Genomic DNA, 16,232 nt, shown 5'->3' on the forward strand with positions numbered 1-16,232 from the left:
TGCCGATCGATCAGATGCCCTGGGTGTGAGCAAACCAAACCCACGTTTGAGCCGCGCAGGGGGCGGGCATGTAACCGGCGACAAACGATCTCCTGGGAAGGCGGGGACCGACATGGCTGACGTGAGCCGGCTGCCGAACGTGGTGGCGGAAGAGTGGGACTGGCAGCTCCGTGGGTCGTGCCGAGGCGCCGACAGCAGCTTGTTCTTCCACACGGACAACGAGCGCGGTTCGGCTCGTGAGCGGCGCGAATCGCGGGCCAAGGCCATCTGCCAGACCTGCCCCGTGCTGGCTCAGTGCCGCAAGCACGCGCTCGCCGTGCAGGAGCCGTACGGCATCTGGGGTGGTCTTGGCGAGATCGAGCGCCGCGAGCTGTTCCTCCGCGAACGCCGCGCCGGGCGCAAGGCGTTGACCGCGCATTGAGCGCGTCCCGGGCACCGGTCGGCGACGCGCGCGACGGCGATCGTGGCGCCCCGTCCGTACTGGGTTAGGGTTGGGACTGTCGTTGCGGGGACAGCCACGCCTACCCGCCGAAGAAGAGCGTGCGTCCGTGTCCGGACTGGGCGCGGCCGTCGCTTGAGACCACAGGCGCGTTCCGGCGCTGAGCGTCGGTTCTCACCTGATGAGGAGAATGTGCATGCCCGCAGCGGACCAGAACACCACGCCGCCCGGTTTCAGCATCACGCTGGACGCCGACGCGTCTGAACCGCGTGTGGTGGTCACCGGTGAGCTCGACCTGCTGACGAGCCCGCAGCTTCAGGAGACCCTCGGGGCCCTGATCACGGACAAACCGTCGGGTCGGGTGGTCGCCGACCTGACCGGCGTGACGTTTTTCGACTCCTCGGCCTTGAACGTGGTGCTCCAGGCACAGCGTCAGGCCGCCGAGAAGGAGGTCGAGCTCGAACTCGTGCCCAGCCCGCAGGTGAGCCGGGTGATCGAGCTCACCGGCGTCGCCGAGCACCTCAGCGTGTCGGAGGAGCCTCCCGCCTGATCCCCCGATACGGTCGTGGGCTCGTGATCCGCGACACCTGGGGGCAGCACGATGATGGGGCGCACGCATGCCCTGACCGGATGGTGCGCGGGGCTCGCGCTCGCGCCCGTCGTCGGTGCGGGGACGGTGCATCAAGCGGTCGTGTTCGCCGCGACCACGGCAGGCTTCGCCCTCCTTCCCGACCTCGACCACCCGGGCGCCCGCGCGTCGAAACTGCTCGGCTGGTTCACCGGCGCGATCTCCTGGCTGCTCCGCCGGGTTTCGGCGGCGCTGTACGCGCTGACCAAGGGACCCCGGGACGAGAAGGTCACCGGTAAGCACCGCCATCTTTCGCACACCGTGCTGTTCGCCGTCGGTCTCGGCTTCCTGACCTCCTGGGGCACCGCCGAGGGCGGCCCGTGGGCGGTGTTCGGTGTCGTCGTCCTCGGCCTGCTGCTCGCCGAAGGAGCGCTCGGCGACTGGCTCCTGCCGGTCAGCGGCGCCGCGGTCGCCTGGTGGGTGTGGACCGCCCCGCCGGACAAGGCGGCGCAACTCGCGGAGATCTCCGGCTGGCTCGGCGTCGCCGTCGCGGCCGGGTGTTTCGTGCACTGCCTCGGCGACGCGCTGACCGAGTCCGGCTGCCCGTTCCTGTTCCCGATCCCGATCGCGGGTGAGACCTGGTACGAGATCCGGCCGCCCAAGGCGCTGCGGTTCCGCACCGGCAAGAACGTGGAGAACCGGCTGATCTTCCCGGTGTTCGCGGTCGCCGCGGTGGTGCTGATCCCGGGTGTCTGGGAGTACCTGTTCACCACCGTCCAGGGCTTTTTCCCGCCGGAGGGCACGCAGACCGCGGTGCAGTGAGGAATGCCCTCGTCGTCGACGGCGTTGAATCGGAACGCCGGACCCGGTTCGAGGAGGGGAACAGTGGAGAAGCCCGCGCTGCGCGCCGACGCGCGCCGCAACCGAGCGAAGGTGCTCGCGGCCGCCGAAGAGGCCTTCGCCGTCGACGGCCTCGCCGTCCCCCTCGACGAGATCGCCCGTATAGCCGGTGTCGGCGCGGGTACGGTCTACCGGCATTTCCCCAGCAAGGAAGCGCTCTTCCAGGCCGTCGTGGTGGACCGGCTCGAACAGTTCGCGGCGGAAGCGCGCGAACTGCTGACCGCCGAAGACCCCGGCGAAGCGTTCTTCGACTTCTTCAAACGCGTCGTCCAGAAGGCGTCGCGCAACCGGGCACTCTGCGACGCGCTCGCCGAGACGACCGGGCTGGGTTTCAAAGCGAGCGCGGGCAACGACTTTCGTGCCGCTTCGCAGGCGCTGCTGACCAGGGCACAGGCCGCGGGCGCCGTCCGCGAGGACATCGACGGCGACGACCTGCGCGCCCTGATCGCCGGATGCCTGGCCGCCGAACGGTATTCGCTCGAAGAACGTCATCTCGTGCGGATCGTTGTCGACGGATTGCGTACGCAACGTAACGAAACGTAAGATCGTCACGAGTGGTCCTCGTACCTGCGCTTCGCATGGTGAGGGGGTGCCGGATGTCGAGCCAGGGTTCCGTCACGGTCGCGGCCATCGCCGGCCTCGCGACCGGGCTGCTCGTCGCCGCCCTCCTGGTGGCGGGCCGCGAGCCGCAGCGCCGCGTGTACGAAGTCGGCACGACCCCATCCCCGGTCACGACGTCCCGTTCGGTCGGGCCGGTCACGGTGACCGTGCCGGGCAGCGCGCCGGAACCGCTCGTCGTCACCCGCACTCGGACGCCGGCGCCGCGCACGGTGACCAAGACCGTGACGCCTTCACCCACCTCGACGGAGCTGCCGCCGTCGTCGACGACCACCGGGTTCCGTAGCGACTGAGGCAACCCGGGCGGCCCTTCGCGCCGTCTGTCCAGGTATGCGAAGAGCGCCCGTTTGCCTGCTCCTGCTCGCGACCTTGGCCGCTTGCCATCCCGGTGAGACGGCCTGTGCGGCCATCGGCTTGTCGGAGGGGATATCCCTCGACGTCCCACCGGGCGTCACCCGTGTGTCGCTGGAGTTGTGCTGGGCCGGTACCTGCGTGACAGAGTCCGCGCCCGGCGGCAAGCGCGTCTTCATCCCGACCCGGGGCCTGCCGACCACGCCGGTGCGGACCACGGTGACCCTCGACGACGGCCGGCCCCACACCCTCGACGTGACACCGGCGATCGCCTATCCGATTAAGAAAGAGTGCGGAGGCGGCGTGCCGGTCGCGAAGCTGGTCGCGACGTCCGACGGCGAAGTGCGGCAAGTACCGTGAAGGCCGCCCACCCCGTCGGACGGCCTTCACGGTTTCCCCTGTGGCTAGCCGACGTCGCGACGCCGCCAGCCCATGAGCCCGGCCACGAGCGCGACCACGGCGACCGCGGTCAGCCAGACCAGCGGTGTCGCGGTGAACTCCGCGGCGGGCAGTTTCGGAACGTGCGAGAACGGTGAGGCGTCGACGACCGCCTGCGGCAGGTTCAGCACCGGGCCGAACAGGCTGAGCAGCAACGCCAGCCCGGCGATGGCCCAAGCGGCCGTCGAGAACTTCGGCGCCAGGCCGAAAAGCGTCACGGCGAGGCCGGTGATCACCCACACCGCCGGAAGCTGCGCCAGCGACGCGAGCACCATGTCCCCGATCGCGTCGGAGACACTGCCTGCCCGCATGCCGTTCGACAGTCCTAAAAGGACACCGCTGAGCACCATCATCAGCGCTGTGCCGCCGAAAGTGAACACGAGGTGGCTTCCCAGCAGGCGCAGCCTGCCCACGCTCGTCGCGAGCAGCGGCTCGACCCGCACCGTGGTCTCCTCGGCGCGGAGCCGCAACGCGGACTGCACGCCGTAGAGCGCGATGACCATGGCGAACAGGCCCGCCATCGCGGCCATGAAGGCGTCGACCAGCGCATCCGTGCCGCCCAGCCGGGTGAAGATCTCCTTCGCTTGCCGGCTTTCCCCGACGACGTCGCCGATACCGCTCGCCACCGAGCCGAACACCGCGGCGCAGACCGCCGTGCCGATCAGCCAGCCGATCAACGGACCCCGGTGCAGCCGCCACGCCAGCGCGAACGGGCTGCGCAGCGACGCCGCCGCTTGGGCGGGGCCGGGACGAGGCGGAATGATGCCGGTGCCGACGTCGCGCCGCGGGAGCAGCGCGTATCCGGCGGCGCCGACCACCACGGTCGCGGCCAGCGGCAGCAGGAAGACCCACCAGCGCTCGTCGGCGAACGGCCGGACCTGCTGCGCCCACCCGATCGGGGAAAGCCACGAAACCCAGGTCGCGTCCGAGGTCGAGTCACCGACGGCGCGCAGCAGGAACGCGACCCCGACCGCGGTGGCGCCGATCCCGTTGGCCGTCCTCGAATACTCGGCGACCTGGACGGCGACCGCCGCGATCGCCGTGAAGACGAGCCCGGTCGCGGCGGTGGCGGCGCCGAGCGCGAGCGAGCCGGCGGCCGGCAGCTTCGCGCCGATCATCAGCCCGGTCTCGACGAGTCCGATGAGGACACTCGCGCCGGCGGACACCAGCACGCCCGCGGTCAGCAGGGCGTACCGGCCGACCACCGCGGAGGCCAGCAGTTCCGCGCGGCCGGTGTCCTCCTCGGCGCGGGTGTGCCGGGTGACGGTGAAGACCGCCATCAGCCCGGCGATCAGCGCGAGGAACCCACCGAGCCGCCACGCGGTGAACCCGCCCGCGGTCGAAAGATCGAAGGCGGGGCCGTAGATCAGCGAAAGCGACGGGTTCGCGCCCATGCTCGCGGTGAGCCCTGCCCGTTCGGCCGCCGTCGGGTACAGCGTTTCGAACGTCCCCGACGACGTCGAAGGCATGATCCCGAGCAGGACGATCCAGATCGGCAGGACGATCCGGTCCCGCCGCAGCGCCAACCTGGTCAGATGCCAGGTGCCGACCAGTCCGTGCGCCGGTCCGGCGACCAGGGGACGGTCCAGCGTCGCGGTCATTTCGCGCTCGCTTCGGTGGTGTAGTGACGGAGGAAGAGCTCTTCGAGCGTCGGCGGCTGGCTGGTCAGGCTGCGGACGCCGACCTGGGTGAGCTGGCGCAGCGCCTCGTCGAGGGAACGGGTTTCGACGTCGAAGCGGACCCGGTTGCCCTCGACCTTGAGGTCGTGGATGTTCTCCAGCCTGGTCAGCCCGTTCGGCGGGCCGGCGAGCTCGGCGGAGATCGACGTCCTGGTCAGGTGCCGGAGCTCGGCCAGCGTGCCGGTCTCGACGGTGTGGCCGTTCCGGATGATGCTGACCTTGTCGCAGAGCGCCTCGACCTCGGCGAGGATGTGGCTCGACAGCAGCACCGTGCGGCCCTGCTCGCGTTCCTCCTGGATCGCGTACTGGAAGGTGGCCTCCATCAGCGGGTCGAGGCCCGAGGTCGGCTCGTCCAGGATCAGCAGGTCGACGTGCGAGGCCAGCGCGGCCACGATCGCGACCTTCTGCCGGTTGCCCTTGGAGTAGGTGCGCCCCTTCTTCCTGGGGTCGAGGTCGAACCGCTCGATCAGGTCCTTGCGGCGGCGCTGATCGAGCCCGCCCCGCAGCCGCCCCAGCAGATCGATCACCTCGCCGCCGGACAGGTTGGGCCAGAGGTTCACGTCCCCGGGGACATAGGCGAGGCGCCGGTGCAGGCGCGCCGCGTCCTTCCAGGGGTCGCCGCCAAGCAGGCGGACGTCCCCCGAGTCCGCGTGGAGCAGGCCGAGCAGGACCCGGACGGTGGTCGACTTCCCCGCGCCGTTCGGGCCGAGGAAACCGTGCACCTCCCCGGCGGGTACCTGCAGGTCGAGGCCGTCCAAAGCCTTGGTCCGGCCGAAGGATTTGTGGAGGCCGGAGATGGAGATGGCGTTTTCCATGCGTCTGAAGGTACAGTGATTTCACGAAGTTGTGAAGTTAAGAAAACATATGGATGGTGTGATCACTCTGGGGGATGTACGAGAGGATGTGCCCATGACGACGACGCCTGAGAGTGCTTCGAGCACCCAGAGAGACGAGGACGCCGTCCGCCGTTACGTGGAGCACCTGGGCCTCACGCTCTCCCAGATCGGGATGCAGCGGATGCCCGCCAGGGTGTTCGCCGCGCTGATGACCACCGACGCCGGCCGTCTCACCGCGGCCGAGCTGGCCGACCAGCTCTCGGTGAGCCCCGCCGCGATCTCGGGGGCCGTGCGGTACCTGGAGCAGATCGGGCTGGTCGCGAAGGAACGCGAACCCGGCTCACGCCGCGACCACTACCGGCTCTTCGACGACCTCTGGTACGCCACCTTCATGAAGCGCGACCGCATGATCTCCATGTGGCGGGACGCGGCCGACGAGGGCGTTTCGGCGCTGGGCGCGGACACGCCGGCGGGTGAACGGGTCGCCGAGATGCGGGACTTCCTGAGCTTCATGATCAAGGAGCTCAACGACATGTACGCGAAGTGGCACGAGATGCGGGCCGAAAAGGGCAAGTAGGTCATCGGGTCTCGTGAGTGTTCAGGACGGTTGGAACCCTCGGTAGCGTGGTTTCTGCCGGGTGCCGGGCTTGGCCGGGTTGCGAAAGCCACTTCCGCAACCTTCAACGTTGCGAAAGTGGCTTTCGCAACGTCGTGCCTGGCACCGTCCTGGCTTTCGCGACACCGGCTCCAGACCCCAGGCCCTCACAGGTCGGGAAGCCGGTATGTAGCTAAGAGGCCCTCGGTGAGAGCCGTCATTGCCACTCGCGAGACCAGAGCGGGATCGCGCGTCGGCCAGGGGTATGTGCCCACGGCGAGATGGGCACGACCCCGGCCGAGCAGCCTAGCGGCGACCTCGTGAGTGTTCAGGACGGTTGGAACCGTCATTGCCACTCACGACCAGCGCGGCCACCAGCGTGCCCGCCAGTCTTTCCGCCCACCGGTCCAGCTCCTCCGCGGACGGCTCGCGATCCTCGAAGGACGCCAGGAACGCGTACTGGAAACAGGCCCCGAGCAGCAGGGACGCCGCCGCGTCGAGATCCGCGTCCTCGCGGATCCTGCCGAGCCGGACCTCCTCGCCCAAGTACGCGGAGAGGCGCACCAGCGGCACGTCCGGCCCGCCCGCCCTGTTCGTGACCCGTTCCCGATGGGTCGCGAGCAGCTCCCGTGAGGAGAACAGCGACACCGAGATGGGGAAGCTCTCCAGGTAGAACGCCAGCGTGATCCGCGCCAGCCGGGCGAGATTCTCCACGAGCGGGTTATCCGCCGCGGACCTCATCAGCTCGTCCAGGGTCGTCCCGAGCGCGGGGAGCCGCTCGGTGAGCACGCTCATGAAGATCTCGGTCTTGTCCTTGAAGTGCTTGTACAGCAACGCCTCGGAGTAGCCGGCCGCCCGCGCGATGGCCTTCGTCGTGGCGTGCGCGTAGCCCTGCTCGCGCATCACCTTCGCCGCCGCGGCGACGATCTCCTCGCGGCTTCCCATGTTCGCTCCTGAGGGCTTCTCAGCGTTCGCTCGACAAGTGGTGGGTGAACACTCACCATAGTGGGTGAGTGTTCACTAACCCAGGAAGGCGTGACCATGAAGCTCACTGTTCTCGGTGCCACGGGCGGGGTCGGCTCCGAAGTCGTCAAGCAGGCACTGGCCGCGGGGCACCACGTCACGGCCGTCGTGCGCGACCCGTCCCGACTGCACGCCGAAGGTGAACTGCTGGAGGTCGTCGTCGCCGAGCTGTCCGAGCACGGCGCCCTGACCGAGGCGGTGTCCGGGCGTGACGCGGTGATCTCCGCCCTCGGCTCCCGCGACCGCAACCCGACGACCGTCGTCACCGACGGGGCGCACGCCGCGGTCGCCGCGCTCGGATCGGCGGGCACGCGGAGGCTGCTGCTGGTGAGCGCCAGTGGGCCGTTCGTCGACGGTGACGGCTTCTTCACCAGGAACATCGTCAAGCCGATCCTGGGCAGGGTCCTCCGGCACGCCTTCGCGGACATGGTCGCCGCCGAGCGGATCGTGCGCGCGAGCGACCTCGACTGGACGATCGTGCGCCCGCCGCGCCTGCTGAACGGGCCGCACACCGGCGTGATCGCCGCCCGCACCGACGGCAACGTCCGCGGGAGCTACAGCATCAACCGCGCCGACGTCGCCGACTACCTGCTCCGCGCGGCCGCCGACGACTCGCTCGTCCGCCAGACGGTCTCGATCGCCAAGGGCTGACCTCGCGCGCGTTTCGTCCGCTGAACGCGGTTGTCGCGTGCGCAACGATCGCGTTCAAAAGGACGAAACGCGGAAGTAGAGTCGCGGGGTGATCAGCCGTGCGGTGGTGCTCGCCCCGATCCTGCTCGCGCAAGCCGTCCGGGTGCGCCGCACGACGCCCAGGTTGCCCGGTGCCGCGGGGCCGGTCACGGGCCTGGTGGCGGGCGAAGGCGGGCCGGTGCGGCTCGCGGTGCTCGGCGAGTCCACTGTGGACGGTGTCGGCGCGGCCACCCACGCCGAGGCGCTGACCGGGCGGCTCGCGGACGAACTCGCGCGGGACGGTGGCGCGGTCGCCTGGCAGGCCATCGGCAAGACCGGCGCCAACGCCCGCGTGGCGCGCGAGGAACTGCTGCCGCTGCTCGAACCCGCCGACCTCGTGGTGATCGCGCTCGGCGTCAACGACACGATCGAACTGCATTCGGCCGCCCGCTACCGGCGTGACCTGCTCGACCTCGTCGTCGCGGTGCGGCGCCGGGTCGGCCCGGTCCCGGTGGTGCTCGCGGGCGTGCCGCCGATGGGCCGGTTCCCGTCGCTGCCGCGTCCGCTGCGGGACGTCCTTGGCGCGCGGTCGGCCGTTCTCGACGCCGCGGCCGCGCGGCTGGCGCTGGTGCCCGGCGTCGTCCACGTCCCGATGCCCGCCGCGATGCTGGACCCGGCGACCTTCGCCGAGGACCGCTTCCACCCCGGCCCCGAGGGCTATCGGCGCTGGGCCGAACAGCTCGCGGACGTGAGCCGGCGGCTACTCAGCGGCACCTTTTCGCGGCAAAAGCGCTGATCAGGTCACCCTCCTGCCACAGATCGAGAAATTTCCGCGAAAAAGCTGGCTCTGCGTGTATCTGGTGGCAGCCTCATTGCGTCCTATGGAGCAGTCGAGGAAATGAGGGACACCCGATGACGACCGAGACCAACACCGCGCCCGTCGACGACGAGGCCACGGCCACCGAAGACCTCGAAGAGACGACCCCGAAGCCGAAGCCGATCACGGCGCCGGTCCCGCCCCGTCCCGGCACCAGCCCCGACGGCAACTGGGACCCGAACGGCACCAAACCGCCGGTGAACTGAACCAACACAGACAGGTGATGTCCGGAGGCCGAGGGGGCCTCCGGGCATTGCCTCCGGGTGCTCCTTCGGGGGAGGGGGACGCCCGGACGCGGGCCCGTTGGGGAGCGGGCCCGGGGGGAGGGAAAAAAGGACCGGCCGGTGCGCAGTCCACACCTACTCGCGCCGGCCGGTGCCTTTGTCCTTCACCCCAGACCGAGGGGGACGACCGAAATTCGACAAAAAAGTTAGTGACTTGATGTATCCCAGAGCCTCTTGCACGCTCCTTCTCCCCGAAGGGCCCGCGATACTGCCAGCGCCGACACGAAGACACGTCCGAAGTGGGGCAGATACGGTGACCGACGTGCAAACGACCGAGGTAGACCCGCCATGGGAAGGACTGACCGGTGCCGACCTGCATGCCGCCTGCATGCGCGCGGCGCGGGCCGGTGACCGCCAGGCGATGGACAGACTTGTGCACGAGCTGACCCCGCTCGTGTGGCACGTCGCGCGCGCGAACGGGCTCGACCGCCTGACCGCCGAGGACGTGGTCCAGACGGTGTGGCTCGCCCTCTTCAGTCAGCTCGAAAAACTTCGGGACCCCAAAGCGCTCGCCGCCTGGTTGATCACCACCACCAGACGCGAAGCGCAGCATCCTTTCGGCCGCCGAGCCCAGCCTGTCCCGCTGACCGACGAGCTGGCCGAAAGCATGGAGAGCACCCACCCGGCCCCCGAAGAGGAAGCCGTCCGCGCCGACCGGGATCGCCGGGTCTGGCGCGCCTTCCTCCGCCTGCCGCACCGCTGTCAGCAGCTCCTTCGGCTGACCGTGCTCGCCGGGCGGGCCGAATACCAACTGGTCGCCGAAGCACTCCGTATGCCACGCGGAAGTGTCGGCCCGACCAGGGGCCGTTGCCTCGAATCGATGCGCGACCTGCTGGCCCACGAAGGGGGAAGCCGATGAACGACCTCGGGACGCCGGGGGAGATGACCTCCCCGGGCGATGAGGCCTTGCTCGCCGATATCGGGCGCTTCATGGACGAACTGGACCCGCCACCGGGAGACCTGGTGCAGCGGGTTCAATTCGCGCTCGCGCTCGAAAACCTCGACGTCGAGGTCGCCCGATGGGAACGGATGGACGCCACCGCGGGCGTCCGTGGCAGCGACACCGGCACGATCACCTTCACCGTCAGCGACCTGACCGTGATGATCAACCTCACCAAGATCGGCAAGAAGCACCGGATCGACGGCTGGCTCGTGCCCGCCGGCGAATACGGAGTGGAGGTTCGCGTCGCCGAGCACGGCACGAGTTCCACCACCGCCGACGAGGGAGGCCGGTTCGTGCTGGACAACGTCCCCCAGGGCACCACCCAGATCGTGATCCACCTCGGCGACGTGACCTGTCGCCGGACGGTCGTGACACCGACAGTGGTGCTGTAACCGGACGGCTGTTCCGTTATGCGGCGCGGGTGTGCTCCCATAGTGCGTGTGCCCGTGCAGCTTCCTGTCGTCGATCCCGTAGCCGAGGCGGCGGCCGATCTGCACCGTCAGGCGAGGGCCGCGGCCTCCGATCACGGTCCGGGCGCCGCCATCCGGTTGCTGCAGCGTGGCTTGGCGCGCCTCGGGCCGGCCGAATCCGGCAGCGTCGAACGGCTGGCCATCCGCGTCCGGATCCTCATCAGCCTGGCGGCCGCGGAGGCGGAGGTCGCGTCCCAGCAGGACGGATTCGCCCGGCTCTCCGAGGCGGAACAGGTCCGGCTCCAGTTGCCGGAAGGCGACATCCGACGCGAGCTGAGCTTCACCGTCGTGCTCCAGCGAGCCGTGGTGCTGATGAGGTCCGGGCACCTGGACGAATCGCTCGCGCTGTACAACGCCGCGATGCCGAACCTCGTCGCGGAAGCGGCGAAGCACAGCCTTCTGCTCACCCGGAACCTGGTGAACCGGGCTTGGCTGCATCTCCAGATGAGCAATCCGGAGGCGGCGCACGCCGATCTCGTCGCCGCGCTCGACATCGCGGTCGAACACGGGCACCGGATGCTCGAAGGGAAGATCCGGCACAACCTGGGTGATCATGCCCAGTTGCTCGGCGACATCCCCGAAGCGCTCCGGCATTACGAACAGGCGGCCTCGATCTTCGTCACCGACGGGCCCGGCTCGCTGCCGCTCGTCCGGCTCGACCAGGCGAAGGCCCTGCTCACCGCCGGACTCGCCGAAGAGGCGGCGCGACATCTCGACGAGGCGATCCCCGAACTCCGGGGCAACGGCGCGCACCATCTCGTCGCGGAAGCGGAGGTCGCGCGAGCCGGGGCAGCCATCCTGGAGGGTGACCACGTCCTCGCGAAGAAGCTCGCGACGTCCGCACGGCGGAGCTTCCTGCGGCGTGGCAACGGCCGGTGGGCGGAGATCGCCGAGTTGACCCGGCTTCGCGCGGACGCGGTGAAAGTCCTTGCGGACCGGGAGAAGAAGCCGTCCGCGAAACTGCCGGAGCGGCTGGCCGATCTCGCCATCCGGCTGGCCGGGCTCGGTCTGCGCGACGAAGCGGGCGCGGCCCGGATGTTCGCGGTGCGGCTGCTGATCCGTCGCGAAGAGACGGTCGCCGCGCAGGAACTCCTCGCGCAGGTACCGAAACCGCGGCAGACCACGCCGATCGACCACCGGATGCAGCTGCGGTTGTGCCGGGCCGAACTCGCGGTGGCGTCGCATCGGCCGCGTTCGGCGCTCGCGCAGGCACGGGCGGGACTGGCGGAACTCGGGCAGATCCGCGACCGCATGGGCGGGCTCGACCTCGTCTGCGGGACCGCGGCGCACGGCGAGGAACTGGGCAAACTCGCGCTCACGCTGGTGCTCAAGAAGGCGAGGCGCAGCGGCGCCGGCGCGAAGAGCCTGTTCGCGTGGCTGGAACGCACGCGCGCGCAGGTGTACCGCTACGAACCGCTCCCGCTGATCGAGGACCCCGCGCTCGCCCGGCACATCAACGAGATGCGGCACGTGCAGGGGACGATCCAGGCGCGGCGGTTGTCCGGCGAACCGGTCGGGAAGCTCGAGGAGCGTTACGACCGGCTGCAGCGGGAGGCGACGCGGCTCGGCTGGTACACCAGCCAATGGGGTCGTCCGCGTCCCGTCTCGACACCCGAAGAGGTGGTGGAGCGGCTCGGCGATCGCGTGCTGGTCAGCCTGATGGGGTATCGCGACACCTTGTACGCGGTGGTCGTCGACCGCGGCCGGTTCCGGCTGCTGAAGCTGGGGCCGCTCGCGGAGATCGTCGAGACCGCGCGGCAGTTGCACGCGGATCTCGACGCGTTGGCCCCGGACAACCTGCCCGCGCCGCTGGTCGAGGTCGTCACCGGTTCCGCGCGGCGCCGGGCGGACAAACTGGACAAGCTGATCTCGGCGTCGCTGGCGAAGACGCTGGAGAACCGCGAGCTGATCATCGTGCCGATCGGCTCGCTGTACGCGTTGCCGTGGGGCGCTTTGCCGTCACTGCACGGACATCCGGTGTCGATCGCGCCGTCGGCGACCGCCTGGGTGAGCGCGTCCGGGCGGCGGAGCTCCGGGCCGGTCCTGCTCGCCGGCGGGCCAGGGGTGCCGGGTTCGGTCGGTGAGGTGCGGAACCTGCGGACCGTGTACCCGCAAGCCCGTCTCGTCGACGGGAAGGACGCGACCAGCGACGCCGTACTGTCCGCTTTGGACGGTTCCGGGATGGCGCATCTGGTCGCGCACGGCGCGCACGAACCGGCGAACGCGCTGTTCTCGCGGCTGGAGCTCGTCGACGGCCCGTTGTACGCGCACGAAACCGCCCGGCTCGCGAAGCCGCCGGAACGGGTGGTGCTGGCCGCGTGCGAACTCGCGATGAGTCATATCCGGCCCGGCGAGGAGGCGCTCGGTTTCGCCGGGACGCTGCTCGCCAGTGGTTCGCGGACGGTCATCGGCGCGATCGCGCGGGTCGGCGACAAGGCCGCCGCCGCCGCGATGTCCGATCTGCACCGGCGGCTGGCTTCGGGGACCGCGCCCGCGCTGGCACTCGCGGAAGCGACCGCCGCCGATCCGCTGCGGCGCCCGTTCCTGTGTCTGGGCGCGGGCTGACTTCCGCCGCTTGCGCTGCGGCTAAGGCTTCCTTCGCCGCGTGCGATGTGGTTAAGGCTCTCTTCGCCGACCGCCGTGCTGTGGCGAAAGCTCCCTTCGCCGCGTCCTATGTGGCTAGGGTTCCTTTCGCCGCGCCCTACGCGGCTAAAGCTCCTTTCGCCGCGCCCATACGGCTATGGCGTCCTTCAGTTCCCCACAGGAGTTGTCCACAACCATCGCCCCCTGTGGACAACTCCGCCGAGCAGCCCTTCCGCGCGCCCATCGCCGGTAGACTGGACTCGGGGTCGCCCCCCTTGGGAAGGGCGGGGGGGTGGGGTCAGGTGCGTTCCGCGTGTTTCACCAGGCGGGTGGCCAGGATCGAGATCACGGCGCGCAGCGCCGTGCGGACGGCGGCGCCGGTGCCGGGCAGCGGTTCGGTGAACCGGCCGGTCCAGCGCAGGTCCGTGCCGCCGGAAGCGTTCGGCGTGAACGAGACTTCGGCGCGATAGTCCTTGAGCGGCGCCAGACCAGCGAAGCCGTAGACGTGCTTTCGGTCCTGTTCGTACTCCAGCGTCTCTTCGTGGAGATACACCGGCCACAGCCCGACGGCCCGGACAGCGCCCACCTCGCCCGCGTCCGGTTTCCGCGCCCAGCGCGAGTGGAACACCACCGGCTTCGCCCATTCCGACCACCGGGAACCGTCGGCCTCCAGTGCGAACAGGGAAGCGGGCGAGGCGCTGCTCGTCCGGTTGACCTCGAAGGAGTACGTCTTGCCCATGCGGCGACGATAACCGCTCCGGCCGCTCCTGCCGAGGGTGGCGGCTAGCCGGACGCGCGGCGCCGGGTGCAGTCGGGCGTGTCGCGAAAGCCACTTTCGCGACCTCTGATGTCCCGAAAGTGGCTTTCGCGACACGTCGGCCCGGGGACGACCTCCGCAGAGGGGCCCAGAGGAGGCTCTGCCCTTTGACTCGCCCGCCGATGAGTGAAGATAGGGGCGTGAGCACGACGCGCCGCGAGATCGCCGCACCACATTGGCTGGTGCAGCTGCTCCGCAGCACACCGGTTCCCATTCCCTGGAACATGGTCGCCCGCGCCGTCCTCGCCCTCGCCGTCCCGCTGGCCGTCGGCTACGCGCTCGGCGACATCGGAGTCGGCGCGCTGATCTCCACCGGCGCCCTGCCCACCGTCCTTTCCGAATCCGCCGGCCCGTACCGCTATCGCGCCCGACGGCTCGGCGGTGCCACCGCGGCCGCGGGTCTCGGCTACTTCGCCGGGCTGGTCACCGGTGGCATCCCGGCCGCGTCCATCCCGGTCGTCGTCGGGGTCGCGGCGATCTCGGCACTGATCAGCGCGGCGGGCAGCAACGCGTCGGTCGCCGGGCTCCAGATGTTCGTCTTCTGCGTCCTCGGCACCGGCCAGCACGTCACCGGCCTCCGCGTCGAAGTCCTCCTCGGCTACTTCTGCGCCGGCGCCGCCTGGAGCCTGCTCGTCGCGCTCGCCACCTGGACCTTCCGCGCCACCAGCCCCGAACGCGGCGCCGTCGCGCACGTCTACGTCGAACTGGCCGCGATGCTCTCCGCGACCGACGAGGCCACCTCCCGCGTCGCGCGCCACCAGCTCACGACCGCGATGAACACCGCGTACGACCGGCTCCTCACCGCGCGCTCCTGGCTGTCGGGCCGCGACGCCACGTACCGCCAGCTGCTCAACCTGCTGTCGGCCAGCACCCCCGCCGTCGAGGCGTCGGTCGCGATGGTCAACGCCGGCCGCCACGCCCCGGACGACGTGATCGACCACTTCGTCGCGACGTCGGCGGCCGTACTCGCGAACCAGGACCTGCCCGAGCCGCCCGAAGCGCCCGAAGACGCCGACCCGGTCCTCGCCGCGCTCTACGCCGGGCTCGCCCGGATCGGCAAGGGCGACAACCGGAAACGGCGTGAGGTGCAGCCGTGGCACAAACGCCTTCGCGGCTGGGCGGGGTCGCTCGTCTCCGGTCCGCTCACCTGGTTCGCCGCGCTCCGCCTCACGCTGTGCGTCGCGATCGCCGAAGTCGTCGCGCTGCTCGTCCCGTTCGAACGGTCCTACTGGATCACGCTCACCGTCGGCATCGTCCTCAAACCCGACTTCGGCTCGGTGTTCGGCCGCGCCGTGCTGCGCGGCATCGGCACGGTGATCGGGGTGGGCATCGGCGCGGCCGTCCTCGCCGCGGGCGGCGAAGGCTGGCTGCTGGTCCTCCTGATCGCCGTGTTCGCGGGCGGCGTCGCGGTCGGCAAGGTGCGCAACTACGGCATCCTCAGCGCCTTCGTGACCCCGCTGATCATCCTGCAGATGGACCTCGCCAGCACCGGAAGCTGGGACATCGTGCTCGCGCGGCTCGTCGACACCGTGCTCGGCTGCGCGATCGTCCTGCTCTTCGGCTACCTGCTCTGGCCGGGCAGCCGTCGGCCGCAGGTCGGCGGACGGCTCGCCGACAGCCTCGACAGCCTGGTGAAATACGTCGACAAGGGGCTCGTGCTCGCGCCATCGGGTGAAGCGCGCTTGGAACGTTCTCGCGCCCGTCGCCGCGCCTACCGCGCACTGGCCGACCTGCGGACCGCGTTCCAGCAGGTCGTCGTCGAACCCTCCGCCGCCGGACGGCAGGCCGTCGCCTGGTGGCCGGTGATCGCCGGGCTTGAACGCGTCGCCGACGCCGTCACCGAGGTCGGCGTCACCCTCGGCCGCGGTGCCCCCGCCCCGCCCGACGCCGACATCGCCCTCCTGACGGCCGCCCTCACCGAACTCGCGGCCGCCGTCCGCGAGGAACGGGACCCGGCGGAGATGCCGATGCCCGACAACGACCAGCTGTCCGGCGTCGTCGACCAGATCGGCGCCGCCTTCGACGCCGTGCGCGGCCCCGACCTCGTCGAACGCGCGCCGCTGCGGCTGGTCCGGCGGTTCCTGCCATACCACCGCCGCGCCTGAGACCTCCTCCCACCCGGATGGGGGATGGTGAGCATCG

Annotated in this window: 18 protein-coding genes; 14 read left to right on the forward strand and 4 right to left on the reverse strand. The window is 70.2% G+C overall.

Annotation, left to right across the window (positions count from 1 at the left end; genetic code table 11):
* Positions 1–112: 112 nt before the first annotated feature.
* From ACZ1DY_RS02095 to ACZ1DY_RS02120, 6 genes are all read left to right on the forward strand, one after another.
* Positions 113–421: a WhiB family transcriptional regulator gene (locus ACZ1DY_RS02095; RefSeq protein WP_037315146.1), complete on the forward strand. Its 309-nt coding sequence runs from the start codon at positions 113–115 to the stop codon at positions 419–421.
* A gap of 214 nt (positions 422–635) precedes the next feature.
* On the forward strand, positions 636–989 hold the full coding sequence (locus tag ACZ1DY_RS02100; RefSeq protein ID WP_126732363.1) for an STAS domain-containing protein: 354 nt from the start codon (positions 636–638) through the stop codon (positions 987–989).
* A 54-nt stretch (positions 990–1,043) separates the two neighbouring features.
* Positions 1,044–1,829: a metal-dependent hydrolase gene (locus ACZ1DY_RS02105; protein WP_465485810.1), complete on the forward strand. Its 786-nt coding sequence runs from the start codon at positions 1,044–1,046 to the stop codon at positions 1,827–1,829.
* Positions 1,830–1,892: 63 nt separating this feature from the next.
* Positions 1,893–2,450, forward strand: a complete 558-nt coding sequence (locus ACZ1DY_RS02110; protein WP_465483465.1) for a TetR/AcrR family transcriptional regulator — start codon at positions 1,893–1,895, stop codon at positions 2,448–2,450.
* Positions 2,451–2,503: 53 nt separating this feature from the next.
* On the forward strand, positions 2,504–2,818 hold the full coding sequence (locus ACZ1DY_RS02115) for a superantigen-like protein SSL4 (RefSeq protein WP_257483767.1): 315 nt from the start codon (positions 2,504–2,506) through the stop codon (positions 2,816–2,818).
* A 37-nt stretch (positions 2,819–2,855) separates the two neighbouring features.
* A complete protein-coding gene (locus ACZ1DY_RS02120) occupies positions 2,856–3,236 on the forward strand; it encodes a hypothetical protein (protein WP_465483466.1) in 381 nt (126 codons plus the stop codon).
* 44 nt (positions 3,237–3,280) lie between these two features.
* On the opposite strand, the gene ACZ1DY_RS02125 is transcribed toward ACZ1DY_RS02120, so the two are convergent.
* Both ACZ1DY_RS02125 and ACZ1DY_RS02130 read right to left on the reverse strand, forming a co-directional pair.
* Positions 3,281–4,915, reverse strand: a complete 1,635-nt coding sequence (locus ACZ1DY_RS02125; RefSeq protein ID WP_465483467.1) for an ABC transporter permease — start codon at positions 4,913–4,915, stop codon at positions 3,281–3,283.
* Positions 4,912–5,808, reverse strand: coding sequence for an ABC transporter ATP-binding protein (locus ACZ1DY_RS02130; RefSeq protein WP_257483770.1), 897 nt, complete (start codon positions 5,806–5,808; stop codon positions 4,912–4,914). The genes ACZ1DY_RS02125 and ACZ1DY_RS02130 overlap by 4 nt, the downstream gene beginning before the upstream one ends.
* A gap of 94 nt (positions 5,809–5,902) precedes the next feature.
* On the opposite strand from ACZ1DY_RS02130, the gene ACZ1DY_RS02135 reads away from it, so the two are divergent.
* A complete protein-coding gene (locus ACZ1DY_RS02135) occupies positions 5,903–6,406 on the forward strand; it encodes a GbsR/MarR family transcriptional regulator (RefSeq protein WP_126732357.1) in 504 nt (167 codons plus the stop codon).
* Positions 6,407–6,730: 324 nt separating this feature from the next.
* Here ACZ1DY_RS02135 and ACZ1DY_RS02140 read toward each other — a convergent pair whose 3' ends face one another.
* Positions 6,731–7,369: a TetR/AcrR family transcriptional regulator gene (locus ACZ1DY_RS02140; RefSeq protein ID WP_257483771.1), complete on the reverse strand. Its 639-nt coding sequence runs from the start codon at positions 7,367–7,369 to the stop codon at positions 6,731–6,733.
* A 96-nt stretch (positions 7,370–7,465) separates the two neighbouring features.
* Here ACZ1DY_RS02140 and ACZ1DY_RS02145 point away from each other — a divergent pair, with 96 nt between their 5' ends.
* The 6 genes from ACZ1DY_RS02145 to ACZ1DY_RS02170 all read left to right on the forward strand — a co-directional run bounded on the left by ACZ1DY_RS02145 (position 7,466) and on the right by ACZ1DY_RS02170 (position 13,255).
* Positions 7,466–8,098, forward strand: a complete 633-nt coding sequence (locus tag ACZ1DY_RS02145; protein WP_192747579.1) for an NAD(P)-dependent oxidoreductase — start codon at positions 7,466–7,468, stop codon at positions 8,096–8,098.
* Between the two features lie 88 nt (positions 8,099–8,186).
* The gene (locus tag ACZ1DY_RS02150) at positions 8,187–8,912 is read left to right on the forward strand and encodes an SGNH/GDSL hydrolase family protein (RefSeq protein WP_465483468.1); all 726 of its coding nucleotides are present in this window, start codon (positions 8,187–8,189) and stop codon (positions 8,910–8,912) included.
* Positions 8,913–9,028: 116 nt separating this feature from the next.
* Positions 9,029–9,199, forward strand: a complete 171-nt coding sequence (locus ACZ1DY_RS02155; RefSeq protein ID WP_185927056.1) for a hypothetical protein — start codon at positions 9,029–9,031, stop codon at positions 9,197–9,199.
* Between the two features lie 331 nt (positions 9,200–9,530).
* Positions 9,531–10,136, forward strand: a complete 606-nt coding sequence (locus ACZ1DY_RS02160) for an RNA polymerase sigma factor (RefSeq protein WP_007030724.1) — start codon at positions 9,531–9,533, stop codon at positions 10,134–10,136.
* The gene (locus tag ACZ1DY_RS02165) at positions 10,133–10,612 is read left to right on the forward strand and encodes a hypothetical protein (protein WP_007030725.1); all 480 of its coding nucleotides are present in this window, start codon (positions 10,133–10,135) and stop codon (positions 10,610–10,612) included. The genes ACZ1DY_RS02160 and ACZ1DY_RS02165 overlap by 4 nt, the downstream gene beginning before the upstream one ends.
* A 42-nt stretch (positions 10,613–10,654) precedes the next feature.
* Positions 10,655–13,255: a CHAT domain-containing protein gene (locus ACZ1DY_RS02170; protein WP_465483469.1), complete on the forward strand. Its 2,601-nt coding sequence runs from the start codon at positions 10,655–10,657 to the stop codon at positions 13,253–13,255.
* A gap of 316 nt (positions 13,256–13,571) precedes the next feature.
* Here the strand turns inward: ACZ1DY_RS02170 and ACZ1DY_RS02175 are convergent, their stop codons facing one another.
* Positions 13,572–14,012, reverse strand: a complete 441-nt coding sequence (locus tag ACZ1DY_RS02175; protein WP_126732352.1) for an SRPBCC family protein — start codon at positions 14,010–14,012, stop codon at positions 13,572–13,574.
* A 218-nt stretch (positions 14,013–14,230) separates the two neighbouring features.
* Here ACZ1DY_RS02175 and ACZ1DY_RS02180 point away from each other — a divergent pair, with 218 nt between their 5' ends.
* Positions 14,231–16,195: an FUSC family protein gene (locus ACZ1DY_RS02180; RefSeq protein ID WP_257483775.1), complete on the forward strand. Its 1,965-nt coding sequence runs from the start codon at positions 14,231–14,233 to the stop codon at positions 16,193–16,195.
* Positions 16,196–16,232: the final 37 nt, after the last annotated feature.

This window comes from Amycolatopsis sp. PSD-21, assembly GCF_055561455.1.